The 22,061-nt window shown below is 69.5% G+C and carries 25 protein-coding genes; 8 read left to right on the top strand and 17 right to left on the bottom strand.

Annotation, left to right across the window (positions count from 1 at the left end; translation table 11 throughout):
* Nucleotides 1-51 precede the first annotated feature (51 nt).
* The 7 genes from ACO07H_RS19585 (at nt 52) to ACO07H_RS19555 (ending at nt 7,571) form a co-directional block, all read left to right on the top strand.
* Complete coding sequence (locus ACO07H_RS19585) at nt 52-1,212, top strand: response regulator (RefSeq protein ID WP_422017232.1); 1,161 nt, start codon at nt 52-54, stop codon at nt 1,210-1,212.
* The gene (locus tag ACO07H_RS19580; protein ID WP_422017230.1) at nt 1,209-1,868 is read left to right on the top strand and encodes a response regulator; all 660 of its coding nucleotides are present in this window, start codon (nt 1,209-1,211) and stop codon (nt 1,866-1,868) included. The genes ACO07H_RS19585 and ACO07H_RS19580 overlap by 4 nt, the downstream gene beginning before the upstream one ends.
* Nucleotides 1,869-2,027: 159 nt before the next feature.
* Nucleotides 2,028-3,248 carry an efflux RND transporter periplasmic adaptor subunit gene (locus ACO07H_RS19575; RefSeq protein ID WP_422017228.1) on the top strand — a complete coding sequence of 407 codons (1,221 nt, stop codon included), beginning with the start codon at nt 2,028-2,030 and terminating at the stop codon, nt 3,246-3,248.
* A 158-nt stretch (nt 3,249-3,406) separates the two neighbouring features.
* Nucleotides 3,407-4,099, top strand: coding sequence for an ABC transporter ATP-binding protein (locus tag ACO07H_RS19570; RefSeq protein WP_422017226.1), 693 nt, complete (start codon nt 3,407-3,409; stop codon nt 4,097-4,099).
* A gap of 16 nt (nt 4,100-4,115) precedes the next feature.
* Nucleotides 4,116-5,285 (top strand): ABC transporter permease, encoded by a 1,170-nt coding sequence (locus ACO07H_RS19565; RefSeq protein ID WP_422017224.1) that lies wholly within the window; start codon nt 4,116-4,118, stop codon nt 5,283-5,285.
* Between the two features lie 2 nt (nt 5,286-5,287).
* Nucleotides 5,288-6,604 carry an ABC transporter permease gene (locus tag ACO07H_RS19560; protein WP_422017222.1) on the top strand — a complete coding sequence of 439 codons (1,317 nt, stop codon included), beginning with the start codon at nt 5,288-5,290 and terminating at the stop codon, nt 6,602-6,604.
* Between the two features lie 100 nt (nt 6,605-6,704).
* Complete coding sequence (locus ACO07H_RS19555) at nt 6,705-7,571, top strand: DUF4394 domain-containing protein (RefSeq protein WP_422017220.1); 867 nt, start codon at nt 6,705-6,707, stop codon at nt 7,569-7,571.
* Between the two features lie 114 nt (nt 7,572-7,685).
* Here the strand turns inward: ACO07H_RS19555 and ACO07H_RS19550 are convergent, their stop codons facing one another.
* The 14 genes from ACO07H_RS19550 to fliF form a co-directional block, all read right to left on the bottom strand.
* Entirely contained in the window at nt 7,686-7,952 is a 267-nt protein-coding gene (locus ACO07H_RS19550; RefSeq protein ID WP_422017218.1) for a hypothetical protein, read from the bottom strand.
* Nucleotides 7,953-8,108: 156 nt separating this feature from the next.
* Nucleotides 8,109-8,873 carry a flagellar biosynthetic protein FliR gene (gene fliR / locus ACO07H_RS19545; protein WP_422017216.1) on the bottom strand — a complete coding sequence of 255 codons (765 nt, stop codon included), beginning with the start codon at nt 8,871-8,873 and terminating at the stop codon, nt 8,109-8,111.
* Between the two features lie 84 nt (nt 8,874-8,957).
* Entirely contained in the window at nt 8,958-9,227 is a 270-nt protein-coding gene (fliQ, locus tag ACO07H_RS19540) for a flagellar biosynthesis protein FliQ (protein WP_422017214.1), read from the bottom strand.
* Nucleotides 9,228-9,289: 62 nt separating this feature from the next.
* Nucleotides 9,290-10,228 carry a flagellar type III secretion system pore protein FliP gene (fliP, locus tag ACO07H_RS19535; protein ID WP_422017212.1) on the bottom strand — a complete coding sequence of 313 codons (939 nt, stop codon included), beginning with the start codon at nt 10,226-10,228 and terminating at the stop codon, nt 9,290-9,292.
* Nucleotides 10,221-10,541: a FliO/MopB family protein gene (locus tag ACO07H_RS19530; RefSeq protein ID WP_422017210.1), complete on the bottom strand. Its 321-nt coding sequence runs from the start codon at nt 10,539-10,541 to the stop codon at nt 10,221-10,223. The genes fliP and ACO07H_RS19530 overlap by 8 nt, the downstream gene beginning before the upstream one ends.
* Nucleotides 10,542-10,628: 87 nt before the next feature.
* A complete protein-coding gene (fliN, locus tag ACO07H_RS19525) occupies nt 10,629-11,072 on the bottom strand; it encodes a flagellar motor switch protein FliN (protein ID WP_422017208.1) in 444 nt (147 codons plus the stop codon).
* Nucleotides 11,062-12,066 carry a flagellar motor switch protein FliM gene (gene fliM, locus ACO07H_RS19520; protein WP_422017206.1) on the bottom strand — a complete coding sequence of 335 codons (1,005 nt, stop codon included), beginning with the start codon at nt 12,064-12,066 and terminating at the stop codon, nt 11,062-11,064. The genes fliN and fliM overlap by 11 nt, the downstream gene beginning before the upstream one ends.
* A gap of 73 nt (nt 12,067-12,139) precedes the next feature.
* Complete coding sequence (locus ACO07H_RS19515) at nt 12,140-12,736, bottom strand: flagellar basal body-associated FliL family protein (RefSeq protein WP_422017204.1); 597 nt, start codon at nt 12,734-12,736, stop codon at nt 12,140-12,142.
* A gap of 122 nt (nt 12,737-12,858) precedes the next feature.
* Nucleotides 12,859-14,220, bottom strand: coding sequence for a flagellar hook-length control protein FliK (locus ACO07H_RS19510; protein WP_422017202.1), 1,362 nt, complete (start codon nt 14,218-14,220; stop codon nt 12,859-12,861).
* Between the two features lie 17 nt (nt 14,221-14,237).
* Nucleotides 14,238-14,684, bottom strand: coding sequence for a flagellar export protein FliJ (gene fliJ / locus ACO07H_RS19505; protein ID WP_422017200.1), 447 nt, complete (start codon nt 14,682-14,684; stop codon nt 14,238-14,240).
* Nucleotides 14,685-14,757: 73 nt separating this feature from the next.
* Entirely contained in the window at nt 14,758-16,173 is a 1,416-nt protein-coding gene (gene fliI / locus ACO07H_RS19500) for a flagellar protein export ATPase FliI (RefSeq protein WP_422017198.1), read from the bottom strand.
* Nucleotides 16,170-16,952 carry a FliH/SctL family protein gene (locus tag ACO07H_RS19495; protein WP_422017196.1) on the bottom strand — a complete coding sequence of 261 codons (783 nt, stop codon included), beginning with the start codon at nt 16,950-16,952 and terminating at the stop codon, nt 16,170-16,172. The genes fliI and ACO07H_RS19495 overlap by 4 nt, the downstream gene beginning before the upstream one ends.
* 68 nt (nt 16,953-17,020) lie before the next feature.
* Nucleotides 17,021-18,016 (bottom strand): flagellar motor switch protein FliG, encoded by a 996-nt coding sequence (fliG, locus tag ACO07H_RS19490; RefSeq protein WP_422017194.1) that lies wholly within the window; start codon nt 18,014-18,016, stop codon nt 17,021-17,023.
* Between the two features lie 14 nt (nt 18,017-18,030).
* Nucleotides 18,031-19,716, bottom strand: a complete 1,686-nt coding sequence (gene fliF / locus ACO07H_RS19485; RefSeq protein ID WP_422017192.1) for a flagellar basal-body MS-ring/collar protein FliF — start codon at nt 19,714-19,716, stop codon at nt 18,031-18,033.
* Nucleotides 19,717-19,863: 147 nt separating this feature from the next.
* Between fliF and fliE the strand changes: the two genes are divergently transcribed.
* The gene (gene fliE / locus ACO07H_RS19480; protein ID WP_422017190.1) at nt 19,864-20,190 is read left to right on the top strand and encodes a flagellar hook-basal body complex protein FliE; all 327 of its coding nucleotides are present in this window, start codon (nt 19,864-19,866) and stop codon (nt 20,188-20,190) included.
* Nucleotides 20,191-20,349: 159 nt separating this feature from the next.
* Here fliE and ACO07H_RS19475 read toward each other — a convergent pair whose 3' ends face one another.
* The 3 genes from ACO07H_RS19475 to ACO07H_RS19465 form a co-directional block, all read right to left on the bottom strand.
* Nucleotides 20,350-20,919, bottom strand: a complete 570-nt coding sequence (locus ACO07H_RS19475) for a pilus assembly FimT family protein (RefSeq protein ID WP_422017188.1) — start codon at nt 20,917-20,919, stop codon at nt 20,350-20,352.
* Entirely contained in the window at nt 20,916-21,653 is a 738-nt protein-coding gene (locus ACO07H_RS19470; protein WP_422017186.1) for a flagellar brake protein, read from the bottom strand. Before ACO07H_RS19470 ends, ACO07H_RS19475 begins: the two co-directional genes overlap by 4 nt.
* A 96-nt stretch (nt 21,654-21,749) precedes the next feature.
* On the bottom strand, nt 21,750-22,049 hold the full coding sequence (locus tag ACO07H_RS19465) for a flagellar protein FliT (RefSeq protein WP_422017184.1): 300 nt from the start codon (nt 22,047-22,049) through the stop codon (nt 21,750-21,752).
* Nucleotides 22,050-22,061 lie beyond the last annotated feature (12 nt).

Below are 22,061 nucleotides of genomic sequence, written 5' to 3'. Positions count from 1 at the left end.
GTTCGGTGTGGCGCCGGACGGCACACCCCGGGGGCGGCATACTGCGGCCCCATGACGATTTCTGGTGTGGAGCAGCCCGCACGTGCCCTGCGTGTGCTGCATGTCGAGGATTCCGAGCTCGATCACCAACTCATCCTGGCGCAGTTGACCCGCGCCGGCATGAAGGTGGCGATGGAGAGGCTCGATTCACTGCCTGCAGTGCTGGCGGCGCTGGATCGTCCCTGGGACGCGATCATCTCGGACTACAACCTGCCGGGCTATTCGGGCCTGGAGGTGCTGGACGCGCTGAAGGCGCGCCGCCTGCTGATGCCCTTCATCCTGGTCTCCGGCGAGATCGGCGAGGACACGGCGGTGGCGGCGATGCGCAACGGTGCGTCCGACTACCTGCTGAAGAACAACCTCAACCGCCTGGCGCCCGCGCTGTCGCATGCCATCGACGCGGCCGAGAGCCAGCGCGCGCGCGTCGCGGCCGACCACGAGCTCGTCAAGTCCAAGCAGCGCCTGCACGAACTGGCCGGCCACCTGCAGACCAGCGTGGAGATGGAGCGCGCGGCCATCGCCCGCGAGATCCATGACGACGTGGGCGGCTCGCTCACGGCCGTCAAGTTCGACCTCGCCTGGATCGACCGCCACGCCACCGAGCCCGAGGTCCGCCAGCGCGTCGCCGCAGCGCTGGAGACGGTCAACGCCGCCATCGACGCCAGCCAGCGCATCATGCACAACCTGCGCCCCGCCATCCTGGAGCAGGGGCTGGTGGCTGCACTGCAGTGGATGACGGCCCGCTTCGAGCGCCGCACCGGCATCGAGGCTGGCCTGCGCATCGGCGAGGAGCGCCTGGCGCTGCCGTCCGGCGTGCCGCTGGTGGCCTACCGCACCGCGCAGGAGGCGCTGACCAACGTCTCCAAGCATGCCGGCGCGACGCGCGTGGACATCGAACTCAGCCTGGACTCCGGCGTGCTGACGCTGGAGATCTGCGACAACGGCCGCGGCATCGCGCCGGGCGACCTGGCCAAGGAGCGCTCCTTCGGCATCCGCGGCCTGCACGAGCGGGCAGCCACCGTGGGCGGCTGGGTGGACCTGTCCAGCCACCCGGGTGGCGGCACCAGCCTGATCCTGACCGTGCCGCTGGCCTCCGAAGCCATCGACGCGCTGGACGACGCCACCGACTTCGGCCGCGACGATGGCGGCCCCTCGATCTGGGGACGCGCATGATCAAGGTCATCCTCTGCGACGACCACGGCCTGATCCGCCGCGGCATCCGCGACACGCTGGCCGATGCCCAGGACATCGAGGTCGTCGGCGAGGCGGGCGACTACACGGAGCTGCGCGGCCTGTTCCACACGTTGGGGCACACCCTGGGCAAGGACGCCCCGTGCGACGTGCTGGTGCTGGACATCAACATGCCGGGCCGCTCCGGCCTGGACGTGCTGCATGTGCTCAAGGAAGAGGGCAACCTGGTGCGCACGCTCATCGTCTCGATGTATCCCGAGGACCAGTACGCCATCCGCGCGCTGCGTGCCGGCGCCTACGGCTACGTCAACAAGGGCGGCGATCCTGCCACGCTGGTGCAGGCCGTGCGCACGGTTGCCCAGGGCCGCAAGTACGTGACGCCCGAGATCGCGCAGATGCTGGTCGAGAGCCTGACGGCGTCCGTCACCGAGCAGGCCCACCACAAGCTGTCGGATCGCGAGCTGCAGACGCTGGTCATGATCGCTTCGGGCAGGCGGCTGTCGGACATCGCCGAGGAGCTGATGCTCAGCCCCAAGACGGTCAGCGTCTACCGCGCCCGCGTGCTGGAGAAGCTGGGCCTGGGCAACAACTCCGAGCTGACGGTCTACGCGATCCGCAACGGGCTGGTCGAGAGCTAGCCTCTGCCGACGCCGGTCGCCATTCGGCGCGTCTGCTCGCCGTTCAGCGGCGCGGGCCGCCGTTCGTCGAAAGCCCGCGTTGTGTCGCGCCCGCGGCTGTGCACAATCCGGCCGAATCCAAGCAGGTCAACCTTCTAGGGGCGCGTCATCGATACCGGATTGCTCAAAGAGCTGCGCATCGACAGCGCGCATCGCGAAGACCACGAGGGCGGCGGCCCGCCAAAGTGGGTCTGGGGCACCGCTGCTGCAGTCATCGCGCTGGCCGTGGCCGGCGGCGCGGCCTGGTGGCTGCTGGCCGGCAACAAGCCCATTGCCGTGCAGACGGCGACGGTGCGCGCCAACGGCCAGGGGCCGTCCGCCGACGCCGTGCTGCAGGCCACGGGCTATGTGACGGCGCGGCGCATGGCGACCGTGTCGGCGCAGATCACCGGCACGCTGACCGAGGTGCTCATCGACGAAGGCTTCAAGGTCAGGAAGGGCCAGGTGCTGGCGCGGCTGGACGACAGCGGCCTGAAGGCCGGCCTGGCCGCCGCCGAGGCGCAGGCGCGCAGCGCGCAGGCGTCCATGGGCCAGGTGCGGGCGCAGCTCGCGCAGGCCGAGGCCGACGCGCGGCGGCAGACCGAGCTGGCCGCCAGCGGCATGACGACGCGCCAGAGCCAGGAGCAGACGGCCACCGCCGTGAAGACCTACACGGCCCAGATCGAGGTGGCCCAGCGCCAGGTCGAGGCCGCCCAGGCGCAGGTGACGCAGGCGCGCGTGAACTTCGACTACGCCACCGTGCGCGCGCCGTTCGACGGCGTCGTCACCGCGCGCGCCGCGCAGGTCGGCGAGATCATCTCGCCGCTGTCGGCCGGCGGCGGCTTCACGCGCACCGGCGTGGGCACCATCGTCGACATGGACTCGCTGGAAGTGGGCGTGGACGTCAACGAGGCCTACATCGCCCAGGTCAAGCCGGACATGCCCTGCGAGGCCGTGCTGGACGCCTACCCGGACTGGAAGATCCCCGCCCACGTCGTGGCCGTCATCCCCAGCGCCGACCGCGGCAAGGCGACCGTCAAGGTGCGCGTGGCGCTGGACCAGAAGGACGACCGCGTCGTGCCCGACATGGGCGTGCGCGTGACCTTCCTGGCCGCCAAGCCCAAGGGTCAGACCGCGCCGGTGCCCGGCGTGCTGCTGCCGCCCGAGGCCGTGACGCAGCGTGACGGTGCCGATGCGGTGTTCGTCGCGACTGACAACCGCGTGGAGCAGCGCGCCGTGAAGCTCGGCGCCGACGTGGGCAAGTTCAAGCTGGCCACCAGCGGGCTGAAGGCGGGCGAAGCCGTCGTGCTGTCGCCGCCAGCGGAGATGAAGCAGGGTTCGCAGATCGTGGGCAAGGACTGAGATGAAGCCCGCGTCTGTCCCCCGGCGGGACGCCGGCGCACACGGCATTGAGCCGCAAGCGTCGACAGGCAGGCCGGCTCGGGAGCGGCCCAGCGCTTGGCCCGGAGCACAACGTGTCATGCGGCGTCGGCGCCGCGAATGCGCAATGGAGAGCTGATATGACTGCACTGATCGAGATCCGCGACCTGTCCAAGGTCTACACCCGCGGCAAGCAGAAGGTCGAGGTGCTGCACCACATCGACCTGGACGTGAGCCAGGGCGACTTCCTCGCGCTGATGGGCCCGTCGGGCTCGGGCAAGACGACGCTGCTGAACCTGATGGGCGGGCTGGATGCACCCAGCGGCGGCGCGATCAGCGTGGCCGGCGAGCGCATCGACCAGTTCTCCGGCGCCCAGCTCGCGCGCTGGCGGGCGTCCAAGGTCGGCTTCGTGTTCCAGTTCTACAACCTGATGCCGACGCTGTCGGCGCAGAAGAATGTCGAGCTGCCGCTGCTGTTGACCAAACTGTCGGCCGCCGGGCGCAAGAAGCGCGCGGCCATCGCGCTGCAGCTCGTGGGCCTGGCGGACCGCGCCTCGCACAAGCCGACGGAACTCTCCGGCGGCCAGCAGCAACGCGTGTCCATCGCCCGGGCCATCGTGTCCGACCCGACGCTCCTGGTCTGCGACGAGCCCACCGGTGACCTGGACCGCCAGTCCGCCGAGGACGTGCTGACGCTGCTGCAGGTGCTCAACCGAGAGCACGGCAAGACCATCGTCATGGTGACCCACGACCCCAAGGCCGCCAGCCGCGCCAGCCACACGCTGCACCTGGACAAGGGCACGCTGGTCACGGCGGCCGAAGCGCTGGCCTGAGCCGCGAGGTGACGCGATGAAATACCTGCACCTCATCTGGGCGGCGCTGTTCCGGCGCAAGCTGCGCACCTTCCTGACCCTGGTGTCCATCATCACGGCCTTCCTGCTGTTCGGGCTGCTGGACGCGGTGCGCGTCGGCTTCGACCAGGCGGGGCAGAGCGCCAACGGCGCACAGCGTCTGCAGACCGGCTCCAAGCTCAGCTTCATCCAGCTGCTGCCCATGTCGCTGGGCAACCGCATCCAGCAGATCGACGGCGTCAAGGACGTGACCTTCGCGAACTGGTTCGGCGGTGCCTATCAAAAGCCCGAGAACCAGGTCTTCAGCTTCGCCGTGGCGCCCAATTACCTGGACATCTACCCGGAGATGGAAGTCTCCGCCGAGCACCGCAAGGCGTTTGCCGAGACCAAGAATGGCGCCCTCATCGGCGAAGGCCTGGCCAAGCGCTTCGGCTGGAAGGTGGGCGACCAGGTGCCCATGCAGTCCACCATCTTCCCGGACAAGAACGGCAGCCAGAACTGGCCCTTCACCATCGTCGGCATCATCCACGTGGCCGACAAGAAGGCCGGCGGCTGGTGGGACCAGATGTTCCTGCTGAACTGGAAGTACTTCGACGACACCACGCCGTGGAACCAGGGCCAGGTGGGCTGGTACGTGACGCGCGTGAAGGACGTGAACCAGGCCGACCGCGTGCTCAAGGCCATCGACGCGATCTCGGCCAACTCCGACCACGAGACGCGCACGCTGACCGAGCAGGCCGCCATGTCCAGCTGGATGAAGCAGGTGGCCGACATCAACCTCATCGTCACGTCCATCATGGGCGCCGTGTTCTTCACGCTGCTGCTGCTGGCCGGCAACACCATGATGCAGGCCGTGCGCGAGCGCACCGGCGAGATCGCGGTGCTGAAGACGCTGGGCTTCTCCGGCGAGAGCGTGCTGGGCATGGTGCTGGCCGAGTCGGTGCTGCTGCTGCTGATCGGCGGCGTCGTGGGCCTGGGGCTGGCGAGTGTCATCGGCCCCATCGTCAGCGCGGGCAGTGGCGGGGCGCTGAACCTGCCCGCCGCCGGCGTCATCAGCTGGCTGATCGGTGTCGGGCTGGCGCTGCTGTTCGGCCTGGCGGTTGGCGCCCTGCCGGCCTTGCGCGCGATGCGCATCAACATCACCGATGCGCTGGCAGGGAGGGCCTGACCATGAAGTTCCTGAAGAACCTCGGACTCTTTCTGCTGGTGGCCGTCATGCTCGCTGCATGGGTCGCAATGCCCTGGCAGGGCGCGCTGGCCCTCGCCGTGCTGCTGGCGCTGTGGATGTTCCTGTTCCGCAGCGGCGCGCAGACCCGCTCGGTCGCGGCGGTGGGCATCAGCACGCTGACGCAGCGGCTGGGCTCGTCGGCCGTCATCGTCGTGGGCATCGCCGGCGTGGTGGGCGTGCTGGTGGCGCTGCTGGCCATGGCCGAGGGCTATGCGCAGACGCTGCGCAACTCGGGCAGCCTGGACACGGCCATCGTCATGCGCGGCGCGTCGGCCAACGAGGTGTCGTCCTCGCTGAGCCGGGAAGACATCGTGCAGATCGAGCAGGCGCCGGGTGTGGCCCGCAACGCCAAGGGCGAGCCCATCATCTCGGCCGAGACGGTGGCGGCGGCCAACCTGCCGGTCAGGGGCAGCAAGACGGGCGACGAAGGCAGCGCGCAGGTGCGCGGCATCAGCGAGGCGGCGTTCGTCGTGCGGCCCAACGTCAAGATCATCGAAGGCCGGACCTTCCAGCCGGGGCTGCGCGAGCTGGTCATCGGCAAGGGCGCGGTGCGCCAGTTCGAGGGGCTGAAGGTGGGCGGCACGCTGAAGCTGGGCAACCAGCCGTGGACCATCGTCGGCATCTTCGCGTCGGGCGACGCGATGGAGTCGGAGCTGTGGGCCGATGCCAACGTCGTCAACGACGCCTACAAGCGCGGCAGCGGCCGCAACTCGGCCACGGTCAAGCTGGACAGCCCGGCGGCGATCAAGGCCTTCAGCGACGCACTCGACGCCAACCCGCAGCTCAAGGTCAAGGCCAGCACCACGCTGGACTTCTTCGCCAAGCAGAGCGAGCAGATGACCAAGGTGCTGCGCATCATCGGCATCACCGTGGGCGCCATCATGGCCGTGGGGGCGCTGTTCGGCGCGCTGAACACGATGTTCGCGGCCGTGGCCACGCGCGCCCGCGAGATCGCCACGCTGCGCGCCATCGGCTTTCGCGGCATGCCGGTCGTCGTGGCCGTGATGCTGGAGACCATGCTGCTGGCGCTGATCGGCGGGGCCATCGGCGGCTTGCTGGCCTGGGCGGTCTTCAACGGCTTCGAGGCCTCCACGATGGCGGCCGGCTCGGTCGGCAAGCTGAGCTTCAGCCTGCGCGTGTCGCCCGGCCTGCTGTGGGAAGGCATCAAGTGGGCGCTGGCCATCGGTTTCGTGGGTGGCCTGTTCCCGGCGGTGCGGGCGGCTTCGCTGCCGGTGACGGCGGCGCTGCGCGAGCTGTGATCCAGTCGAACTAGGGGGAGGCACCGGATCGTGCATCCGGCTCCGTGTTGGGGGCGTAAGGAACGGGGTCTGCCCACATTTCTTTACACAGGAGCCGCCGATGCCTTCCGCCCTTCGCCATTCACTCGCTGCCGTTGCCCTTCTTGCCTGCGCGTCCTCGCAGGCGGTGACGCTGATCGGCTTGAACAGCCAGAACCAGCTCAGCCGCTTCGACACCACCAACATCGGCGCGGCCACCAACATCGACATCACGGGCCTCGCCGACGGCGACCGCTTCGTGGGCATCGACATCCGGCCCAAGGACGGCAAGGTGTACGGCATCAGCCTGTCCAACCGGATCTACACCATCGACGAGATGACGGGCGCGGCCACCTTCGTGGCGGCGCTGAGCAGCCCGGTCATCCAGGCCAACCTCGGCTACGGCATCGACTTCAACCCGGTGGCCGACTTCGGCACGGCGGCATCGCTGCGGCTGGTGAGCTCGGCCGGCGGCAACTTTGCGATCAACGCGGCGACCGGCCTGGTCGGCAACGAAGCCAACACCATCGCCCCTGGCTATTCCGGCGTGGCCTACAGCAACTCGATGCTGCTGCCCGCCAGTGCGCCGGCCAGCACGACGCTGTACTACATCGACGCCAACAACGACACGCTGGCGATGGCGACCACGGCGTTCAACACGCCGACCATCACGACCGTGGGTTCGCTGGGTGTGGATGTGCTCAAGGCCAATGGTTTCGAGATCACAGGCGCCGGACAGGCCTTCGCCGCGTTCAACGTCGATGCGGGCACGTCGCTGGCGACCGGCATCTACAGCATCAACCTCAGCACAGGTGCGGCCACGCTGCTGGGCACCTACAACGGCACGCTGTCGGGCCTGACCGTCAGCGCCGTGCCGGAGGCACAGACCTGGCTGCTGATGGGCACGGGCCTGCTGGGCCTGGCGGTGCTGCGCCGTCGCCGCGCCTGAGGGGGTCGCGCAAACCGAGCGAGCCGAATCGGCAGTGCTGACTCAGCAGCACTGGCGGTTCGGCTCGGCGGTGGTGGAAAAAGGTGTCGATCGCATCTGCGGACGAGGCCTGGTTCAGCCGCGCTTCACGGGGCTCTGGGCGGCCGCCAGCGTCTGGCGGGCCAGCGTGGCTGCGCTGTAGCCGGTGACGACGACGCGCGGCAGTTGGGCGACTTCACGTTGCGCATAGCCGGTCACGACGACACGGGGCAGTTGCGCGATCTGCGTGGCCTTGCCGGTGACGACGACGCGCTCCAGCTTGACGGTGGCCTGCGGGGCGGCCTGGGTGGCGACGGCGGAGAAGGCCAGGACGGCGGCGGTGAAGGCGGTGTGCAGGTTCATGGTGCGCTCCTTGGGGTGGGTGTCGAACCGCGTGATGGCTTGTTCGATGGAGCCAGTTTCGGCATTGAGCCGCCGCGCTTCCAGGCGCCTGCGATCAAGCGCGAGCTGCGCCGGATGAACTGCAGGCGCGGCGGACAAGCCGTTGTGCTGACACGCCTAGGAGAACGCCGCCAGCAGCCGCTCCAGCGCCACCGTGAACGGCGTCTGCATCAGCGGCAGTGTGGCCACCATGCCGATCAGGCCCACGCTGACCGTCAGCGGAAAGCCCACGGAGAACACGCCGATCTGCGGCGCCACGCGTGAGATCACGCCCAGCACCAGGTTCACGAACAGCAGCATCGTGATCAGCGGCAGGGCGATCCACAGGCCGATGCTGAAGATCTCCGCCCCCCATTGCTGCGGCATGGCCACGCGCAGGAAGGCGAAGGGCTCGGCACCCACCGGGAAGGCGTGGAAGCTCTGCACCAGCGCGTTGATGAGCAGCAGGTGGCCGTTGATGGCGATGAACAGGAACGCGACCATGCTGCCGAAGAAGCGCGCGCTGGCCGTGCCCTGGGCACCGGTGCCTGGGTCGAAGAAGCCGGCGAAGTTCAGCCCCATCTGCAGGCCGATGACTTCCCCCGCGAACTCCAGCGCGGCGAACACGATGCGCACCGCGAAGCCCATGGCCAGGCCGATCAGCAGTTGCTGTGCCACGAGCAGCGTCAGCAGGGGCAGCGAGTCCAGAGGCATCGACGGCATCTGGGGCAGAGAAGGCTGGCATGCGACGGCGATGAACAGGGACAGGCCGACGCGCAACCTGAGCGGCACGTTGCGCTGGCTGAAGGTGGGCATGCCGGCAAACAGCGCCAGCGTGCGGATGAATGGCCACAGCAGCGGGTTCAACCACGCGAGCAGTTGGGCTTCGGTGACTGAAAACACGTCAGGTCACCGCAGCGTTTGAACCCGCGGGCCGTGCGCTGGGCCACGTTCGGCTGGGCAAGACAGGGCGAGGGGCCGCATGACCTAGCCCACGACCGACGGAATGGTCATCAACGTGCGCTGGATGTACTCCACCAGTTCCGTCACCATCCAGGGCCCCGCGACCGCCAGCGTCAGGATCGCGGCGACCACCTTGGGCACGAAGGACAGCGTCGCCTCGTTGATCTGCGTGGCCGCCTGGAAGACGCTGACGGTGACGCCCACGAGCAGCACGACGATCAGGATGGGTGCGGCCACCAGCATCAGCATGTACAGGCCTTGCTGGCCGAAGGTGAAGACTTGTTGTGCGTCCATGGGTCTCAGTCAGTGGGTGACGGCGCGGCTCGTTGCGTTCGATCGTCTGTTCCGCGAGGGCATCAGGTCACGAAGCTGGCAGCCAGGGAGCCGAGCAGCAGGTTCCAGCCGTCCGCCAGGACAAACAGCATCAGCTTGAAGGGCAGGGCGACGAGCACGGGCGACAGCATCATCATCCCCAGGCTCATCAGCACGCTCGCCACGATCATGTCGATGACGAGGAAGGGGATGAAGACCAGGAAGGCGATCTGGAAGGCACTCTTCAGCTCGCTGGTGACGAACGCCGGCACCAGCACCTTGAAGGGCACGTCCTCGGGCTTGACGCTGCTTTCCAGCTTGGCCAGCCGCGAGAACAGCGCCACGTCGGCCTGGCGGGTCTGCTTGAGCATGAAGCCGCGCATTGGCACCTCGGCGCGCTTCAAGGCCTCGTCGAACTGGATCTGCCCGGCGCTGTAGGGCTGCCAGGCCTCGGCATAGACCTTGTCCAGCGTCGGGCTCATGACGAAGAAGGTCAGGAACAGGGACAGGCCCACGATGACCTGGTTGGGCGGCGCGGCCTGCGTGCCCAGCGCCTGGCGCATCAGGCTCAGCACGATGGCGATGCGCGTGAACGCCGTCATCATCAGGATGACCGCCGGCAGGAAGCCCAGGGCCGTGAAGAACAGCAGCGTCTGGATGGGCACCGAATAGTTGCCGCCGCCACTGCCCTGGCCGATCAGCAGCGGCAGCGTGGCCGGCGGTGTCTGGGCCTGGGCGAGGGCACCGCCTGCCGCAACCAGCAGCGCCAGCCCCAGCACCGACTTCAGTTGGCCCGCGGCGTGTGAAGCCGAGGGCCGAGCGCCGGGCCGCCCCAAGCCGGCCCGCGGGCGATGTGCTTGCGGCTGGACGCCGCAAGCATCGCCGTCCCCTCGGGGGCTGAGGCCGGACACGGTGAGTCCTGAGGACTCGTCGTGCCTGCCGAAGGGCAGCCGCTGCGTCGGCTGCGCGAGGGGCTCAGACATCTTGGCGCTCCTTGCTCAGCAGCTTGGCGAACGAGGCGGGTGCGACAGGCTCGGCCTGCGGCGGCATGACGTGCAGCGTGGTGATGCTCTGCGCCGTGGTGCCCAGCACCAGCCAGCGCCGGTCCTCGCCCTGGCCGACCTCGACGACGAGCAGTCGCTGGTTGGGCGCCGTGGGCAACTGGGCCACCAGGCGCAGCACGCCGGCCGCCGCCGCGCCGCCCATCGGCGTGCGCTTGAGCAGCCACAGCGCGACCGGGATCAGCGCGACGATGCCGAGGAACCAGAGGAAGGGGAGCAGGCCGGCGGTGTTCATGCCTCGGCATTCTGCGGACCGACTTGAGCGTCCGAACGCCCCAAGTGGCAGCGCAAAGCTGCCCTTGTCCGGCGACCGGGCGACAGATCAGGCCGACTTGGACAGGCGGCGCATGCGCTCGGAGGGCGTGACGATGTCCGTCAGCCGGATGCCGAACTTGTCGTTCACCACCACCACCTCGCCCTGGGCGATCAGGTAGCCGTTGACGAGCACGTCCATGGGCTCGCCGGCCAGCGCGTCCAGCTCGACGACCGAGCCTTGCGCCAGCTGCAGGATGTTCTTGATCGGGATGCGGGTGCGGCCGAGTTCGACGGTGAGCTGGACGGGGATGTCCAGGATCATGTTGATGTCGCCCGCCGGTCCGCCCGCGTGGGTGGGCGTGAAATTGGCGAAGCTGGGCGTGGACACCTGCTCGGGCGCCTCGGCGACTTCGGACGCGACGGACGGGGCAGGGGCCGCTTCGGCCAGCGCCGCGGCCCATTCGGCCGCCATCGCATCCTGTTCTTCTTGGCTGGGTGAATCAGGACTCATGTTTGGCTCCCAGCCAGCTCTCCTGAGAGCCGGTCAGCATCTTGTCGATCTTGAGGGCGTACTTGCCGTTGGACGTGCCGTAGTGGCAGTCGAACACCGGCACGCCGTCCACCTTGGTCTGGATGACGGGTTCGAGGTCCAGTTCGATGAAGTCGCCCGGCTTGAAGGCCAGCAACTGCTCCACCGTGGCCGGCGCGGTGCCGAGCTCGGCGACCAGTTCCACCTCGGCGGCCTGGATCTGCGTCTTCATCAGGTTGATCCAGCGCCGGTCGGGCTCGGCGGAATCGCCCACCGTCGTGGAATACAGCACGTCGCGGATGGGCTCCAGCGTGGAGTACGGGATGCAGAAGTAGATCGTGCCGCTGGTCTCGCCGATCTCCAGCGTGAACGACGTGGACACGACGATCTCGCTGGGCGTGGCGATGTTGGCGAACTGGGGCTGCATCTCCGAGCGCTGGTATTCCAGCTCCAGCGGATAGATGCCCTTCCAGGCCTTGTGGTACTCGTGGAGGATGACTTCCACGATGCGGGTGATAACGCGCTGCTCGGTGGGCGAGAAGTCGCGGCCCTCGATGCGCGCATGGAACTTGCCGATGCCGCCGAACAGCGAGTCGATGACGGCGAACACCAGCGTCGGATCGCAGACGATGAGCCCGTTGCCGCGCAGCGGCTTCACCGAGACGATGTTGAAGTTGGTCGGGACGACGATCTCGCGCAGGAAGGCGCTGTACTTCTGCACCTTGATGCCGCCGATGGCGACCTCGGGGCTCTTGCGGATGAAGTTGAACAGGCCCACGCGGATGTTGCGCGCGAACCGCTCGTTGATGATCTCCATCGTGGGCATGCGCCCACGGACGATGCGCTCCTGGCTCGCGAGGTTGTACTCGCGGATGCCGCCGACCTGCTCCTCCTCCTGCTCGAGCTTCTGGCTCTCGCCGGTGATGCCCTGCAGCAGCGCATCGACTTCGTCCTGGGACAGGATCTGCTGGTTCATGCCAGGTCTCCCGTGGCGTCACGGCCTGCGGCCCCGTGGGCGGGGTGGGCGACGAAGTCGGTGCAGTCGGACATCATTGGACGATGAAGTTGGAAAACAGGACCTGGGTGATGGGGCTCTCGACGTGGGCCTTCTTCTTCTTTTTCTTCTTCGGTGCGGCGGATGCCGGCGCCTCTTCCTCGTCCTCGTCGTCCAGTTCGATCCCCATCGGCCGCACCGACTCGCGCATGATGTCCTTGGCGAGCTTTTCCTTGCCCTCGCGGGTCAGCAGCTCGACGGCGGTCTTGTGCGCCAGCACCATCAGCACGTTGCTGCGGATGGCGGGCATGTAGGCCTTGATCTGGTCGGCGAACTTCGGGTCCTCGACCTGCAGCGTGACGCCGATCTGCGCGAAGCGGTCCACGTCCTTGTCGGCCAGGTTGACCGTGAAGGGGTCCAGCGGCACGAACGTGGGCGGATGGTCGCTCTTGGCATGCGCCTTGGGCTTGACCGGGGCCTCGGTGGTCTCCGCGCCGTCCTCGTCCTCGGCGGCAGGCTTCTTCTTCAGCAGCATGACGGCCGCACCGCCACCCACCAGCACGAGCACCAGCACGGCGGCCAGGATGATGATCAGCTTCTTGCTGCCGCCGCCCTTGGGCGCGGCCTGTTCGGCAGCCGGCGCAGTCGCCATGAGAACTCCTTGAAAGGCATCGCCCACTCACCGTGGGCGCTTCATCAGCCGATTATTGACCCGGGGTCTGCCGGGCATGCGTGGATTAGCTTGAGCAGCGCGTGCCTATTTCCGCTTCAGCATCACGCGAAGGTGTCGAGCAGGCCGACGGTTCGCCGCGTGGGGGTGCTGGCGCCTGCCGCCGCGGACGAGTCGACGCCGCCGCCGACGCGCGACGTGCGGCGGGCCGGCTGGTCATCGCCGGCTGCGCCGGCAGAAGGGTTGGCGTCGCGCGGTGCCTGCTGGAAGACACCGCCCCCCGACAGCGTCAGCCCCTGGCCCTTCAGCGCGGCGGCCAGGTCGGGCATGCTCTGCTCCAGGGCCTGGCGCGTCTCGGCCTGGGCGGCATGGAAGGACACCTGGGCCTGCGAGCCGTCCACGACGATCTGCACGGCCACAGGCCCCATGTCGGCCGGATTGAGCTGCAGTTCGGCGGTCTGCAGGCCGTCCACCGCCAGCAGGCTGACGCGCGCGCCCAGCTCGGCACCGAAGGCGCTGCTGTGCACGGGTGCCTGGACCTGGCCGTAGGCGGTGCCGCTGACGGTGGTGAGGTCGGCTGGTGCGGCGTGGCCGGGCAGACCCTGGGCCAGCAGGGCCGCGAAATTGGGTGTGCCGGCGCCGGGCGTCGCGGCGGTCTGGGGTGGGGTGGATGCAGTCGCCGCAGGCGCGGTCTGCAGCGCGTCGGTGGGGCTGGCGGCGACGGACCGGCCATCGGGTTTGTCGCCGAACGCCTCGACGGGCTTGCCGCGCTGCGACGCATCTGCCAGCCGGATGGGTGCGTCCGGGCGGCGCTCCGTCGGCTGTCGACCGGTGCGGGTGTCGGACGCGTCGGCGCGGACCGCCGTGTCGGTGTCGTCGTCGGCAGCCGCGTCGCTGCGGCCACGCGACGCGTGCTCGGCCTGGGTGGCCTGGAGCAGGCTGGCAGCCGTCGCAGCGACCGTGGCGTCGGCGGGCGCTGCGGCCTGGGCCGGAGTGGCCAGGCCGATGAGCTGGGTGAATTCCGTCAGGCCCGAGGTTTCGGGTGCGTCGTCGGTCGTGTCCGCCTTGTCCGTGTCGAGCTTGGCGTCGGTCGTGGCGTCGACGTCCTTGCGGGCGGCGGCCGCCTTGTCGGTCTTGGCGGCCGAGGCCGCGGCGGTGTCTGGCCCCACCTTGATCGGCGTGACCGGCTTCTTGACCAGGCCGCGGTCCCGGTTCAGCCGCGTGGTGTTCGGATCGGGGCCGTCGGGCGCCGGCGGGGCCTGCGGCGCAGGTTGGGGCGGCGCTTCGGGCTTGGTCGGTGCGGGCTCGGCCTGAGCCGGCGGCGGCTGCATCGACGGCTGCTCGCTCAGGAACTGCGTGAAGCTCTGGCCGTTGACGGACGCGCTGCCGTTGCCGGAAGGCAGGGCGGTGGCCGCAGGGGGCAGGGCGGCCGGCCTGGGGGCGACGGTGGCGTTGTTGCTGATCATGGCTGCGACCTCCGCGTTCAGATGTCGGCCGTGCGGCGCAGGTGCGCGCGGGCCGCGAACTCGTCGGCGGCACGTTGCTCGCGGCGCTGGTCGGCCTTGGCGGCGTCGGCCTCGCGGCGGGCGATCAACTGGCGCAGCGCGGCCACGCGCAGTTCGGCCTGTCGCAGCGCCTCGCGGGCGCGGTGCTGGCGCTGGTCGGCATGGGTGGCCACGTGGCCCTGCGTGTCGACCGCCTGGTCCAGGCGCTGGCCGAAGCTGTTGTAGCAGCCGACGATGTCCATCGTGGTCGCCCGGGTGAAGGTCTGTGTCCAGCGCTGCTGGTAGTCCTGGCGGTAGCCGGTCAGCTCGCCATGCTGGGTGCGTGCGGCCTGTGCCTGGGCACTGGCGGCATGCAAACCCTGTGCGGCGGCGTCGCGCTCGGCTTCGGCACGTTCCAGCAGCAGGCTCAGCGTCGATGAACTCATGTACCACTCTCCAGCGTGCACCCAGGCCGGCGGCCGGGTGCTCAGTCAATATCGGCGGGCGCCGCCCCGAGGTTTAGGCGCCTTGGACCACGGCCTGCAATTGGCTGACGCTGGCGTGAAGAAGTGCCGGGCTGTGCATGTCCTGCTGCAGCAGCCGCGTCATGTCCGGATGCAGGCGCACGGCCAGGTCCAGCTCGGGGTCGCTGCCCGGGGCATAGGCACCAAGCTGGATCAGGTCGCGGGCCTTGTTGTATTTCGCCAGAAGCTGGCGAAAGCGACGCGCGGAATCGACCTGGTTTTGGGGTGCAACACTGGTCATCACGCGGGACACCGAGCGCTCGATGTCGATGGCAGGATAGTGGCCGGCCTCGGCCAGGTCGCGCGAGAGCACGATGTGGCCGTCCAGGATGCCGCGCGCCGCGTCGGCGATGGGGTCCTGGGGGTCGTCGCCTTCGGTCAGCACGGTGTAGAACGCGGTGATGGACCCCTCGCCGGCCAGGCCGTTGCCGCTGCGCTCGACGAGTTGCGGCAGCTTGGCGAAGCAGCTCGGCGGGTAACCCTTGGTGGCGGGCGGCTCGCCGATGGCGAGCGCAATCTCGCGCTGGGCCATCGCGTAGCGCGTCAGCGAGTCCATCAGCAGCAGCACGTGGCGGCCTTCGTCGCGGAAATGCTCGGCGATGGCCGTGGCGTAGTGCGCGCCCTGCATGCGCATCAGGGGCGGTGCGTCCGCGGGCGCGGCGACGACCACGCTGCGCCGCAGCCCCTCCTCGCCGAGGATGTCCTCGATGAATTCCTTGACTTCGCGGCCGCGCTCGCCGATGAGCCCCACGACGATGACGTCGGCCTGCGTGTAGCGCGCCATCATGCCCAGCAGCACCGACTTGCCGACGCCCGTGCCGGCGAACAGGCCCAGGCGCTGGCCGCGGCCGACGGTCAGCAGCGCGTTGATCGCGCGCACGCCGGTGTCCAGCGGCGTGCGCACGGGGTCGCGGTCCATCGCGTTGATGGGGCGTCGCACCATGGGCTCGTTGTGGATGGCGCCGAGCTCGCCGCGGCGGTCCAGCGGGTGGCCGTGCGGGTCCACGACACGCCCCAGCAGCCCGTCGCCCATGGGCAGGTGCAGGCCGCGGTCCTCGCCGCGGCGCCACGGGTGCAGGGGCTGGCCCAGCCTGGGTGCCAGCGGCGGCAGCTGGCGCGGCACGACGCTGGCGCCGCTGGACAGGCCTTGCACCTCGTCGGTGGGCATCAGGTAGGCCCGGTCGCCCGAGAAGCCGACGACCTCCGCGTTCACCGGCGCCGCGCCGCGGCGCGGGTTGTTGCCGCTGCTGGGCATGTGGATGCGGCACACCGAGCCCATCGGCACCTTGATGCCGGTGGCCTCCAGCACCAGGCCGGCCACGCGCACCAGCTTGCCCTGCGACTCCAGCGGCGCCGCATTGGCCGCCAGGGTCTCCAGGTCGGCCAGGTATTGCTGCCAGCGCGCCTTCACTCGTCGTCCTCGCCGCCGCGGCGGTCCTCCCAGATGGAGGTCTGGCCGAGCGCCGCCGCCGCCTGCTGCCAGCGCGTCGCCAGCGTGGCATCGACGCTTGCGATGTCGGCATCCACCTTCACGCCGCCACGCGGCACTTCGAGGTCCGGGATGAGCTGCGCCTCGCGGGCCTGCATCTCGGTGCCGGCGCCCTGCTGCACGAGCGGGAAGTCGTCGGGGTGCACGCGCACGCGCACGTGGCGGGCACTGAGCTGCAGCGCCTCGACCGCGTCATGCGCCACGCGCGCGATCAGCTCGGGCCGCTGCGCCAGCTCGCTGCGCACGACCTGGCGGGCCAGCTCGACGGCGATGCGCGCGACGGACGCGGCCATGTCGTCTTCCAGCTCGCGCAGCCCGGTGTCGAAGTTCTTCACCAGCGTGCCCAGCTGGGCGCTCATCTGCTGGGCGAAGCTGTGCTTGAAGGCGTCGAGCGCGGCCATGCCGTCGCGGTAGCCATCCTGGTAGCCGCCCTGGCGGGCAGCATGCAACTGCTCCTGCGCGCTGGGCTCGGGCGGCGGTGGTGGCTGCACCGGTGCCGCGGCGGCCGGCGGGGGCGGCGCCGGCGTGCCCGGGCGCATCGGGGCGAACGGCGACGGCGCGGCACTGCCCAGGTTGTCGAGGTTCCAGGCCTTGGCGCCTTGCACCTCCTCGCCGGGGATGAAGCGGGCATAGCTGCCGCGGCGGTCGCCCTCGCGGCGGTCGGGCGGGGGCACTTGCCGGGGAGGTTGTCTGGTGGCCATGCTGGCAATTCTGCGCGCGCGTCAGCGCAGCGCCGCCTCACGCGGCTGGCGACGCCGGTCGATGCTGGTCATACGAACTGGTCGTCGCCGCCGCCGGCGAGCACGATCTGGCCTTCGTCGACGAGGCGGCGCACGATCTTGAGCATTTCCTTCTGCTCGGCCTCGACCTCGGACAGCCGCACGGGGCCGCGCGAGTCGAGATCCTCGCGCAGCGTTTCGGCCGCGCGGGTGGACATGTTGCGGAACACCTTCTCGCGCAGTTCGGCGCTGGCGCCCTTGAGCGCGACGACCAGGCTCTCGGTCTGCACTTCCTTGAGCACGGCCTGGATGCCCTTGTCGTCGATCTTGTTCACGTCGTCGAACGTGAACATGTTGTCCATGATCTTCTGCGCCAGGTCGGAGTCGGCCTCGCGGATGTAGTCCAGCACGGAGGCCTCCACGCTGGTGCCCATCATGTTGATGATCTCGGCCGCCGTCTTGGCGCCGCCCAGCGAGCTCTTCTTCATGCGCTCGCCGCCGGCCAGGATCTGGCTCATGACCTCGTTGAGGTCCTTCAGCGCGGTGGGCTGGATGCCGTCCAGCGTGGCGATGCGGATCAGCACCTCGTTGCGGCCTCGCTCGGTGAAGAGTTTGAGCACGGAGCTGGTCTGGTCGAAATCCAGGTGGGCCAGGATGGCCGCGATGATCTGCGGGTGCTCGTTGCGCAGCAGCTCGGCGACGCTGGCCGCATCCATCCACTTCAGGCTTTCGATGGACGAGACGTCGCCCCCCTGCAGGATGCGCTCCAGCAGCAGGTTGGCCTTGTCCTCGCCCAGCGCCTTGCGCAGCACGGCGCGCACGTACTCGTCGGTGTCCGTGACCAGCGTGCTGTGGGTCTCCGCGACGGCGTCGAACTTGTCCAGCACCTGGTCCACCTGGGCGCGCTTGATCACCTTGAGCTTGGCGATGGTCTCGCCCAGCGCCTGCACCTCCTTGGGTGACAGGTGCTTGAAGACCTCGCTGGCTTCTTCCTCGCCCAGCGACATCAACAGAATGGCGGCGCTCTCGGTGCCCTTGTCGTCCATAGCCTAGCCCTCGTTCAGGCCGCTTCTCCGGCCATCCAGTCGCGCACGATGTTCGCGACTGCGACCGGATTGTCGCGGGCCATCGTGCGGGCGCGCTCCAGTTTCTCGTTGTGAAGCGGGGCTTCCAGCCTGGGCATGCCCTCTACGCCCGGCAGCAGTTCGGGGTCGTCGACCACCTCGTCGACCGTTTCCGGCTTCTCCTCGGGCGGCAGCGGGGCTGCAGCGCGGATGGCCGGGCGGATCATGCCGAAGACGGCGATCAGCGCGATCAGCACGCAGGCGGTGGGCACCATGGCCGAGCGCAGCAGGTCGGTCAGCCAGGGCTGCTTCCACAGTGGCACGTCGACGGGTTCGGTCTTGTCGACGATGAACGGCGCGCTGACGACCTTGACGGAGTCGCCCCGCTCGGCGTTGAAGCCCATCGCTTCCTTGACGATGTCGGTCAGGCGCGTGATCTCTTCCGCCGGCACCGGCTGGCTGGTGGTCTTGCCCTTGGCGTCGGTCACCTGTTTCTGGTTGACGACGACGGCCGCGTTCAGCCGCTTGACGTTGCCGACCGCGCCGCGCGTGACGCGCACGGTCTTGTCGACTTCGTAGTTGGTGACCTGCTCGCGGCGGCTGTTGTTGGCGCCGCCACCGCCCTGCGCGGCCTGCAGCGGGGCGCTGGCGCCGTTGATGGGCGCCGTGGCCGGCACGGGCGGCTGGTTGGTGGCCGCGCCGGGCACGCCGGTGGGCAGCGCCGCGTTCGCGTTGCTCTGCTCGTTGCTCTGGCTGGAGCGCACGGCGGCCTGGGTGTTGGCGCCCTGGTTGGGCCGGTACTCCTCGGCGGTGGCCTCGGTCTGCGAGAAGTCCACGTCCACGGTGACGGTGGAGCGCAGGTTGTCGCGGCCGACGACGGGCTCCAGCAGGTCGAAGATGCGCTTGTTGTAGCCGGCCTCGACCTGCTGCTTGTACTGCAGCTGCTGGCTGTCCAGGCCGTTGCCGGCGTCGCCGCTGTTCTGCGAGAGCAGGGCGCCGGTCTGGTCGAGCACGCTGACGGCCTTGGGCGCCAGCTCGGGCACGCTGCTGGAGACGAGGTGGACGATGCCGGCGATCTGGCTGCGGTCCAGCGTGCGGCCACCGCGCAGCGTCAGCATGACCGAAGCGCTGGGCTTTTGCTGCTCGCGGAAGAAGCCGTTCTGCTGCGGGATGGCCAGGTGCACGCGGGCGTCGGCCACGTCGGACATGGCGGTGATGGTGCGCGTCAGCTCGCCTTCCAGCGCGCGCTGGAAGTTCATCCGTTCGTTGAACTGGGTCTGGCCGATGGAGGACTTGTCCATCAGCTCGAAGCCGACGGCGTTGCCGGTGCCGCCCTTGGGCAGCCCGAGCGCCGCCAGCTTCATGCGCAGCTCGTAGACCTGGCTGGCCGGCACGAGGATGGTGCCGCCGGCCTCGTGCTTGTAGGGCACCTGCAGCGCCGACAGCTGGCCGATGACGGCGCCGCCGTCCTTGTCGGCCAGGCCGGTGAACAGCGGCCGGTAGTCGCCCTGGGCGGACCACAGCGTGACGGCCAGCACGGCGCCGGCCAGCGCCAGCAGCCCGACGCCCATGGTGAGCTTGCTGCGCAGGGGCAGGCCGTTCATGCGCTGCACGAAGGTGGGCGCCTCGATCGGCGTGACCATCATCGGGGCGGCATTGGTTGCGCTCAGGGCGTTGTCCATCGGGGGCAGGTGGGTGCAGCGGGGCCGGAACTCCGGCGATGGCGCAAATTATTCGTGCCGGCCCCCTCAAGGAAGCGCCGAAGTGGCCGACTGCGCCCGCGCATCTCTGTGCTTCTGGCGCGTGACTTGCTGCCAAAGTGCCGCTCCATGGACATGAAGTTGCGCCCCTTCGACTTTGCCCAGGCCGCTGCCCGTGCGGGGCTGGCGGTCAATGGCCAGCCGCTGGCGCCCAAGCCGGCGGCCACGGCCGGGGCCAGCTTCGGCGACGCGATGAGCAGCGCCCTCAAGGCCGTCAGCGCCCAGCAGACCGACGCGGCACGCCTGCAGCGCGAGGTGCAGCTCGACAACCCGACGGTCAGCCTCGAAGAGACCATGGTCGCGATGCAGAAGGCGCAGATCGGCTTCCAGGCCACGCTGCAGGTGCGCAACCGCCTGGTGTCGGCCTACTCCGAGATCATGAACATGCAGATCTGACGGCCCCTCGCCCAAGCTCGCCTGCTGGACGCAGCGAGCTTGATCCGTCCCCCGAGGGGACGGCGATGCTTGCGGCATCAAGCCGCGCGCACATCGCCAGGCGGGCCGGCTTGGGGCGGCCCGGCGCTCGGCCCGAATACCGTGGGGCTTCGGGGCTGGTCAGCAATTTCCCTTGCGCGCGTCCGTGCCGCAGATCTGCGGGCGGCCGAGCGGGTTCAGGTCGATGTGCAGCTGCTGGTTGTGGTCGTTGCTGATGCCGATGCGCGTCCAGCCGACCGCGCGACCGAGGCCGGCCTCGAAGGTGATGCCCTGGCCGGACTGCAGCAGCGTGCCGCGGTACTCCTGGGACGTGACGCCGCCGATCTCGCAGCGCGGCCGGCCCGTGGCGCAGTCGCACGGCGCCTGGCGGCTGGTGCCCCAGCACCACTGCGGGCCGCTGCTGAAGCCGACGTAGATGTTGCGGCCCTCGTCCACGCTCATCGTGCGGGCACGACGCAGGTCCTGCTCCAGCATTTCGGCCACATGGCGCAGCCGCTGGCGGGCCAGGAAATCCGCATAGTTGGGCACCGCTGCGGCGAGCAGGATGCCGACCACGATCAGCACGAAGACGACTTCGAGCAGCGTGAATCCCTGCCCCTGGGCATGCGGGTGCGCCTGCCTGTTACCCAGGGAGATGCGCGCCGGCTTGGCAGCGGCCCTGCGCTCGGCCCTGCCCGCGCTCGCGTTCATGCGTCCAGCTTCAGCAGGCGGCGGCGCTTCTGCGTCTGGTCCACGTAGACCTGCAGCGAGCGGGTGACCGCGGCGTCGAGATCGACGAAGGCGCAGCCGAGCTGCAGCATGCCGCCGTTCGCCCCGTCCTCGCCGCCGATGGGGCTGATGTGATGCGGCAGCAGCGCAATGCGCAGCGCCGTCAGCCGGTCCAGCTCCAGCACCAGGCCGCTGGCGGGGCGCCCCGGGGGCAGCGGCATGAAGTCGGGCGGCAGCGCCAGGGCCACGCCGCCGATGCTGATGTCCAGCACGCGCAGCGCCCGGCCAGGCTGGGTGTCGCCCGGCAGCACCACGCGCGGGTAGGTGCTGCCGGCCGGCTGCACGCGGAAGGACTGGCGGCGCTGGAACCGGTACAGCCGCGTCGGCAGCGCGGCGCGCAGCACGGCGCCCTGGTCGCTGCTGACGAGCACCGGCGCGTCGAGTTCGAACTGCAGCTTGATGGCGCTGAGGTAGGCCACCGCGGTGATCTCGCCCTCGGCGACCAGGCTCTGGCTGATGGCGTCGGGGTCGGCGGCGATGTCCAGGCCGATCAGGTCGGCCGCGGTGTCCAGCGCGACGATGCGGCTGGACAGGCTCTGGCCGTGCGGGCCGCTCAGCCGCACGCCGACGCCTTCGCGCTGCAACTGCTGGAGGTAGGCCGCGATCTCGGTGGCGGCGACGCGCAATTCCTCGGGGGCGGCTTCAGGGGCGGTCATGCCAGGAATGGTAGTCGCACGGACGCGGCGCGGCAGCGAAGGCGCCCCCTCGGGCGCAGGCCGGCGGGCGCCGCTTGGCAGGTGTTCCGGCCGGCGTCAGTGGACCAGGCGGCTCTTGCCTTGCAGCACGTGGTCGAGGTCTTCCAGCCAGGGTTCGGCGAGCGTGCGGATCTCGGCGTCGTTGACCAGGATGCGCTGCATGATGCGGGTCTTCAGTGCCGACTCGCCGGGGCCGAGCTGGGTCTGGTTGGCAGCCGACTTGAGCTGCGAGATCAGCAGCACGCAGGCGCCTTCGAGCTTGACGACTTCGTCCCAGTTGCCGGTGCGGGCGGCCGACAGCATGTCGGCGCTGGCCTGCTCGATGGCCTCGTAGTAGTTCAGCAGTTCGGAGTTCATTGCGGGGGTCAC

This window comes from Roseateles sp. (assembly GCF_965229315.1).
Taxonomy (GTDB): domain Bacteria; phylum Pseudomonadota; class Gammaproteobacteria; order Burkholderiales; family Burkholderiaceae_C; genus Pelomonas.
Note: the sequence above shows the minus strand (reverse complement) of the source record. Positions and strands in the feature narration are given on the sequence as shown.

Bases quoted from the DNA above. Each gene is read 5' to 3' on its own strand.
- ACO07H_RS19585 (WP_422017232.1), top strand. From the start codon at position 52: ATGACGATTTCTGGTGTGGAGCAGCCCGCACGTGCCCTGCGTGTGCTG.
- ACO07H_RS19580 (WP_422017230.1), top strand. From the start codon at position 1,209: ATGATCAAGGTCATCCTCTGCGACGACCACGGCCTGATCCGCCGCGGC.
- ACO07H_RS19570 (WP_422017226.1), top strand. From the start codon at position 3,407: ATGACTGCACTGATCGAGATCCGCGACCTGTCCAAGGTCTACACCCGC.
- ACO07H_RS19565 (WP_422017224.1), top strand. From the start codon at position 4,116: ATGAAATACCTGCACCTCATCTGGGCGGCGCTGTTCCGGCGCAAGCTG.
- ACO07H_RS19560 (WP_422017222.1), top strand. From the start codon at position 5,288: ATGAAGTTCCTGAAGAACCTCGGACTCTTTCTGCTGGTGGCCGTCATG.
- ACO07H_RS19555 (WP_422017220.1), top strand. From the start codon at position 6,705: ATGCCTTCCGCCCTTCGCCATTCACTCGCTGCCGTTGCCCTTCTTGCC.
- ACO07H_RS19550 (WP_422017218.1), bottom strand. From the start codon at position 7,952: ATGAACCTGCACACCGCCTTCACCGCCGCCGTCCTGGCCTTCTCCGCC.
- fliQ (WP_422017214.1), bottom strand. From the start codon at position 9,227: ATGGACGCACAACAAGTCTTCACCTTCGGCCAGCAAGGCCTGTACATG.
- fliP (WP_422017212.1), bottom strand. From the start codon at position 10,228: ATGTCTGAGCCCCTCGCGCAGCCGACGCAGCGGCTGCCCTTCGGCAGG.
- ACO07H_RS19530 (WP_422017210.1), bottom strand. From the start codon at position 10,541: ATGAACACCGCCGGCCTGCTCCCCTTCCTCTGGTTCCTCGGCATCGTC.
- fliN (WP_422017208.1), bottom strand. From the start codon at position 11,072: ATGAGTCCTGATTCACCCAGCCAAGAAGAACAGGATGCGATGGCGGCC.
- fliM (WP_422017206.1), bottom strand. From the start codon at position 12,066: ATGAACCAGCAGATCCTGTCCCAGGACGAAGTCGATGCGCTGCTGCAG.
- ACO07H_RS19515 (WP_422017204.1), bottom strand. From the start codon at position 12,736: ATGGCGACTGCGCCGGCTGCCGAACAGGCCGCGCCCAAGGGCGGCGGC.
- ACO07H_RS19510 (WP_422017202.1), bottom strand. From the start codon at position 14,220: ATGATCAGCAACAACGCCACCGTCGCCCCCAGGCCGGCCGCCCTGCCC.
- fliJ (WP_422017200.1), bottom strand. From the start codon at position 14,684: ATGAGTTCATCGACGCTGAGCCTGCTGCTGGAACGTGCCGAAGCCGAG.
- ACO07H_RS19495 (WP_422017196.1), bottom strand. From the start codon at position 16,952: ATGGCCACCAGACAACCTCCCCGGCAAGTGCCCCCGCCCGACCGCCGC.
- fliG (WP_422017194.1), bottom strand. From the start codon at position 18,016: ATGGACGACAAGGGCACCGAGAGCGCCGCCATTCTGTTGATGTCGCTG.
- fliF (WP_422017192.1), bottom strand. From the start codon at position 19,716: ATGGACAACGCCCTGAGCGCAACCAATGCCGCCCCGATGATGGTCACG.
- fliE (WP_422017190.1), top strand. From the start codon at position 19,864: ATGGACATGAAGTTGCGCCCCTTCGACTTTGCCCAGGCCGCTGCCCGT.
- ACO07H_RS19475 (WP_422017188.1), bottom strand. From the start codon at position 20,919: ATGAACGCGAGCGCGGGCAGGGCCGAGCGCAGGGCCGCTGCCAAGCCG.
- ACO07H_RS19470 (WP_422017186.1), bottom strand. From the start codon at position 21,653: ATGACCGCCCCTGAAGCCGCCCCCGAGGAATTGCGCGTCGCCGCCACC.
- ACO07H_RS19465 (WP_422017184.1), bottom strand. From the start codon at position 22,049: ATGAACTCCGAACTGCTGAACTACTACGAGGCCATCGAGCAGGCCAGC.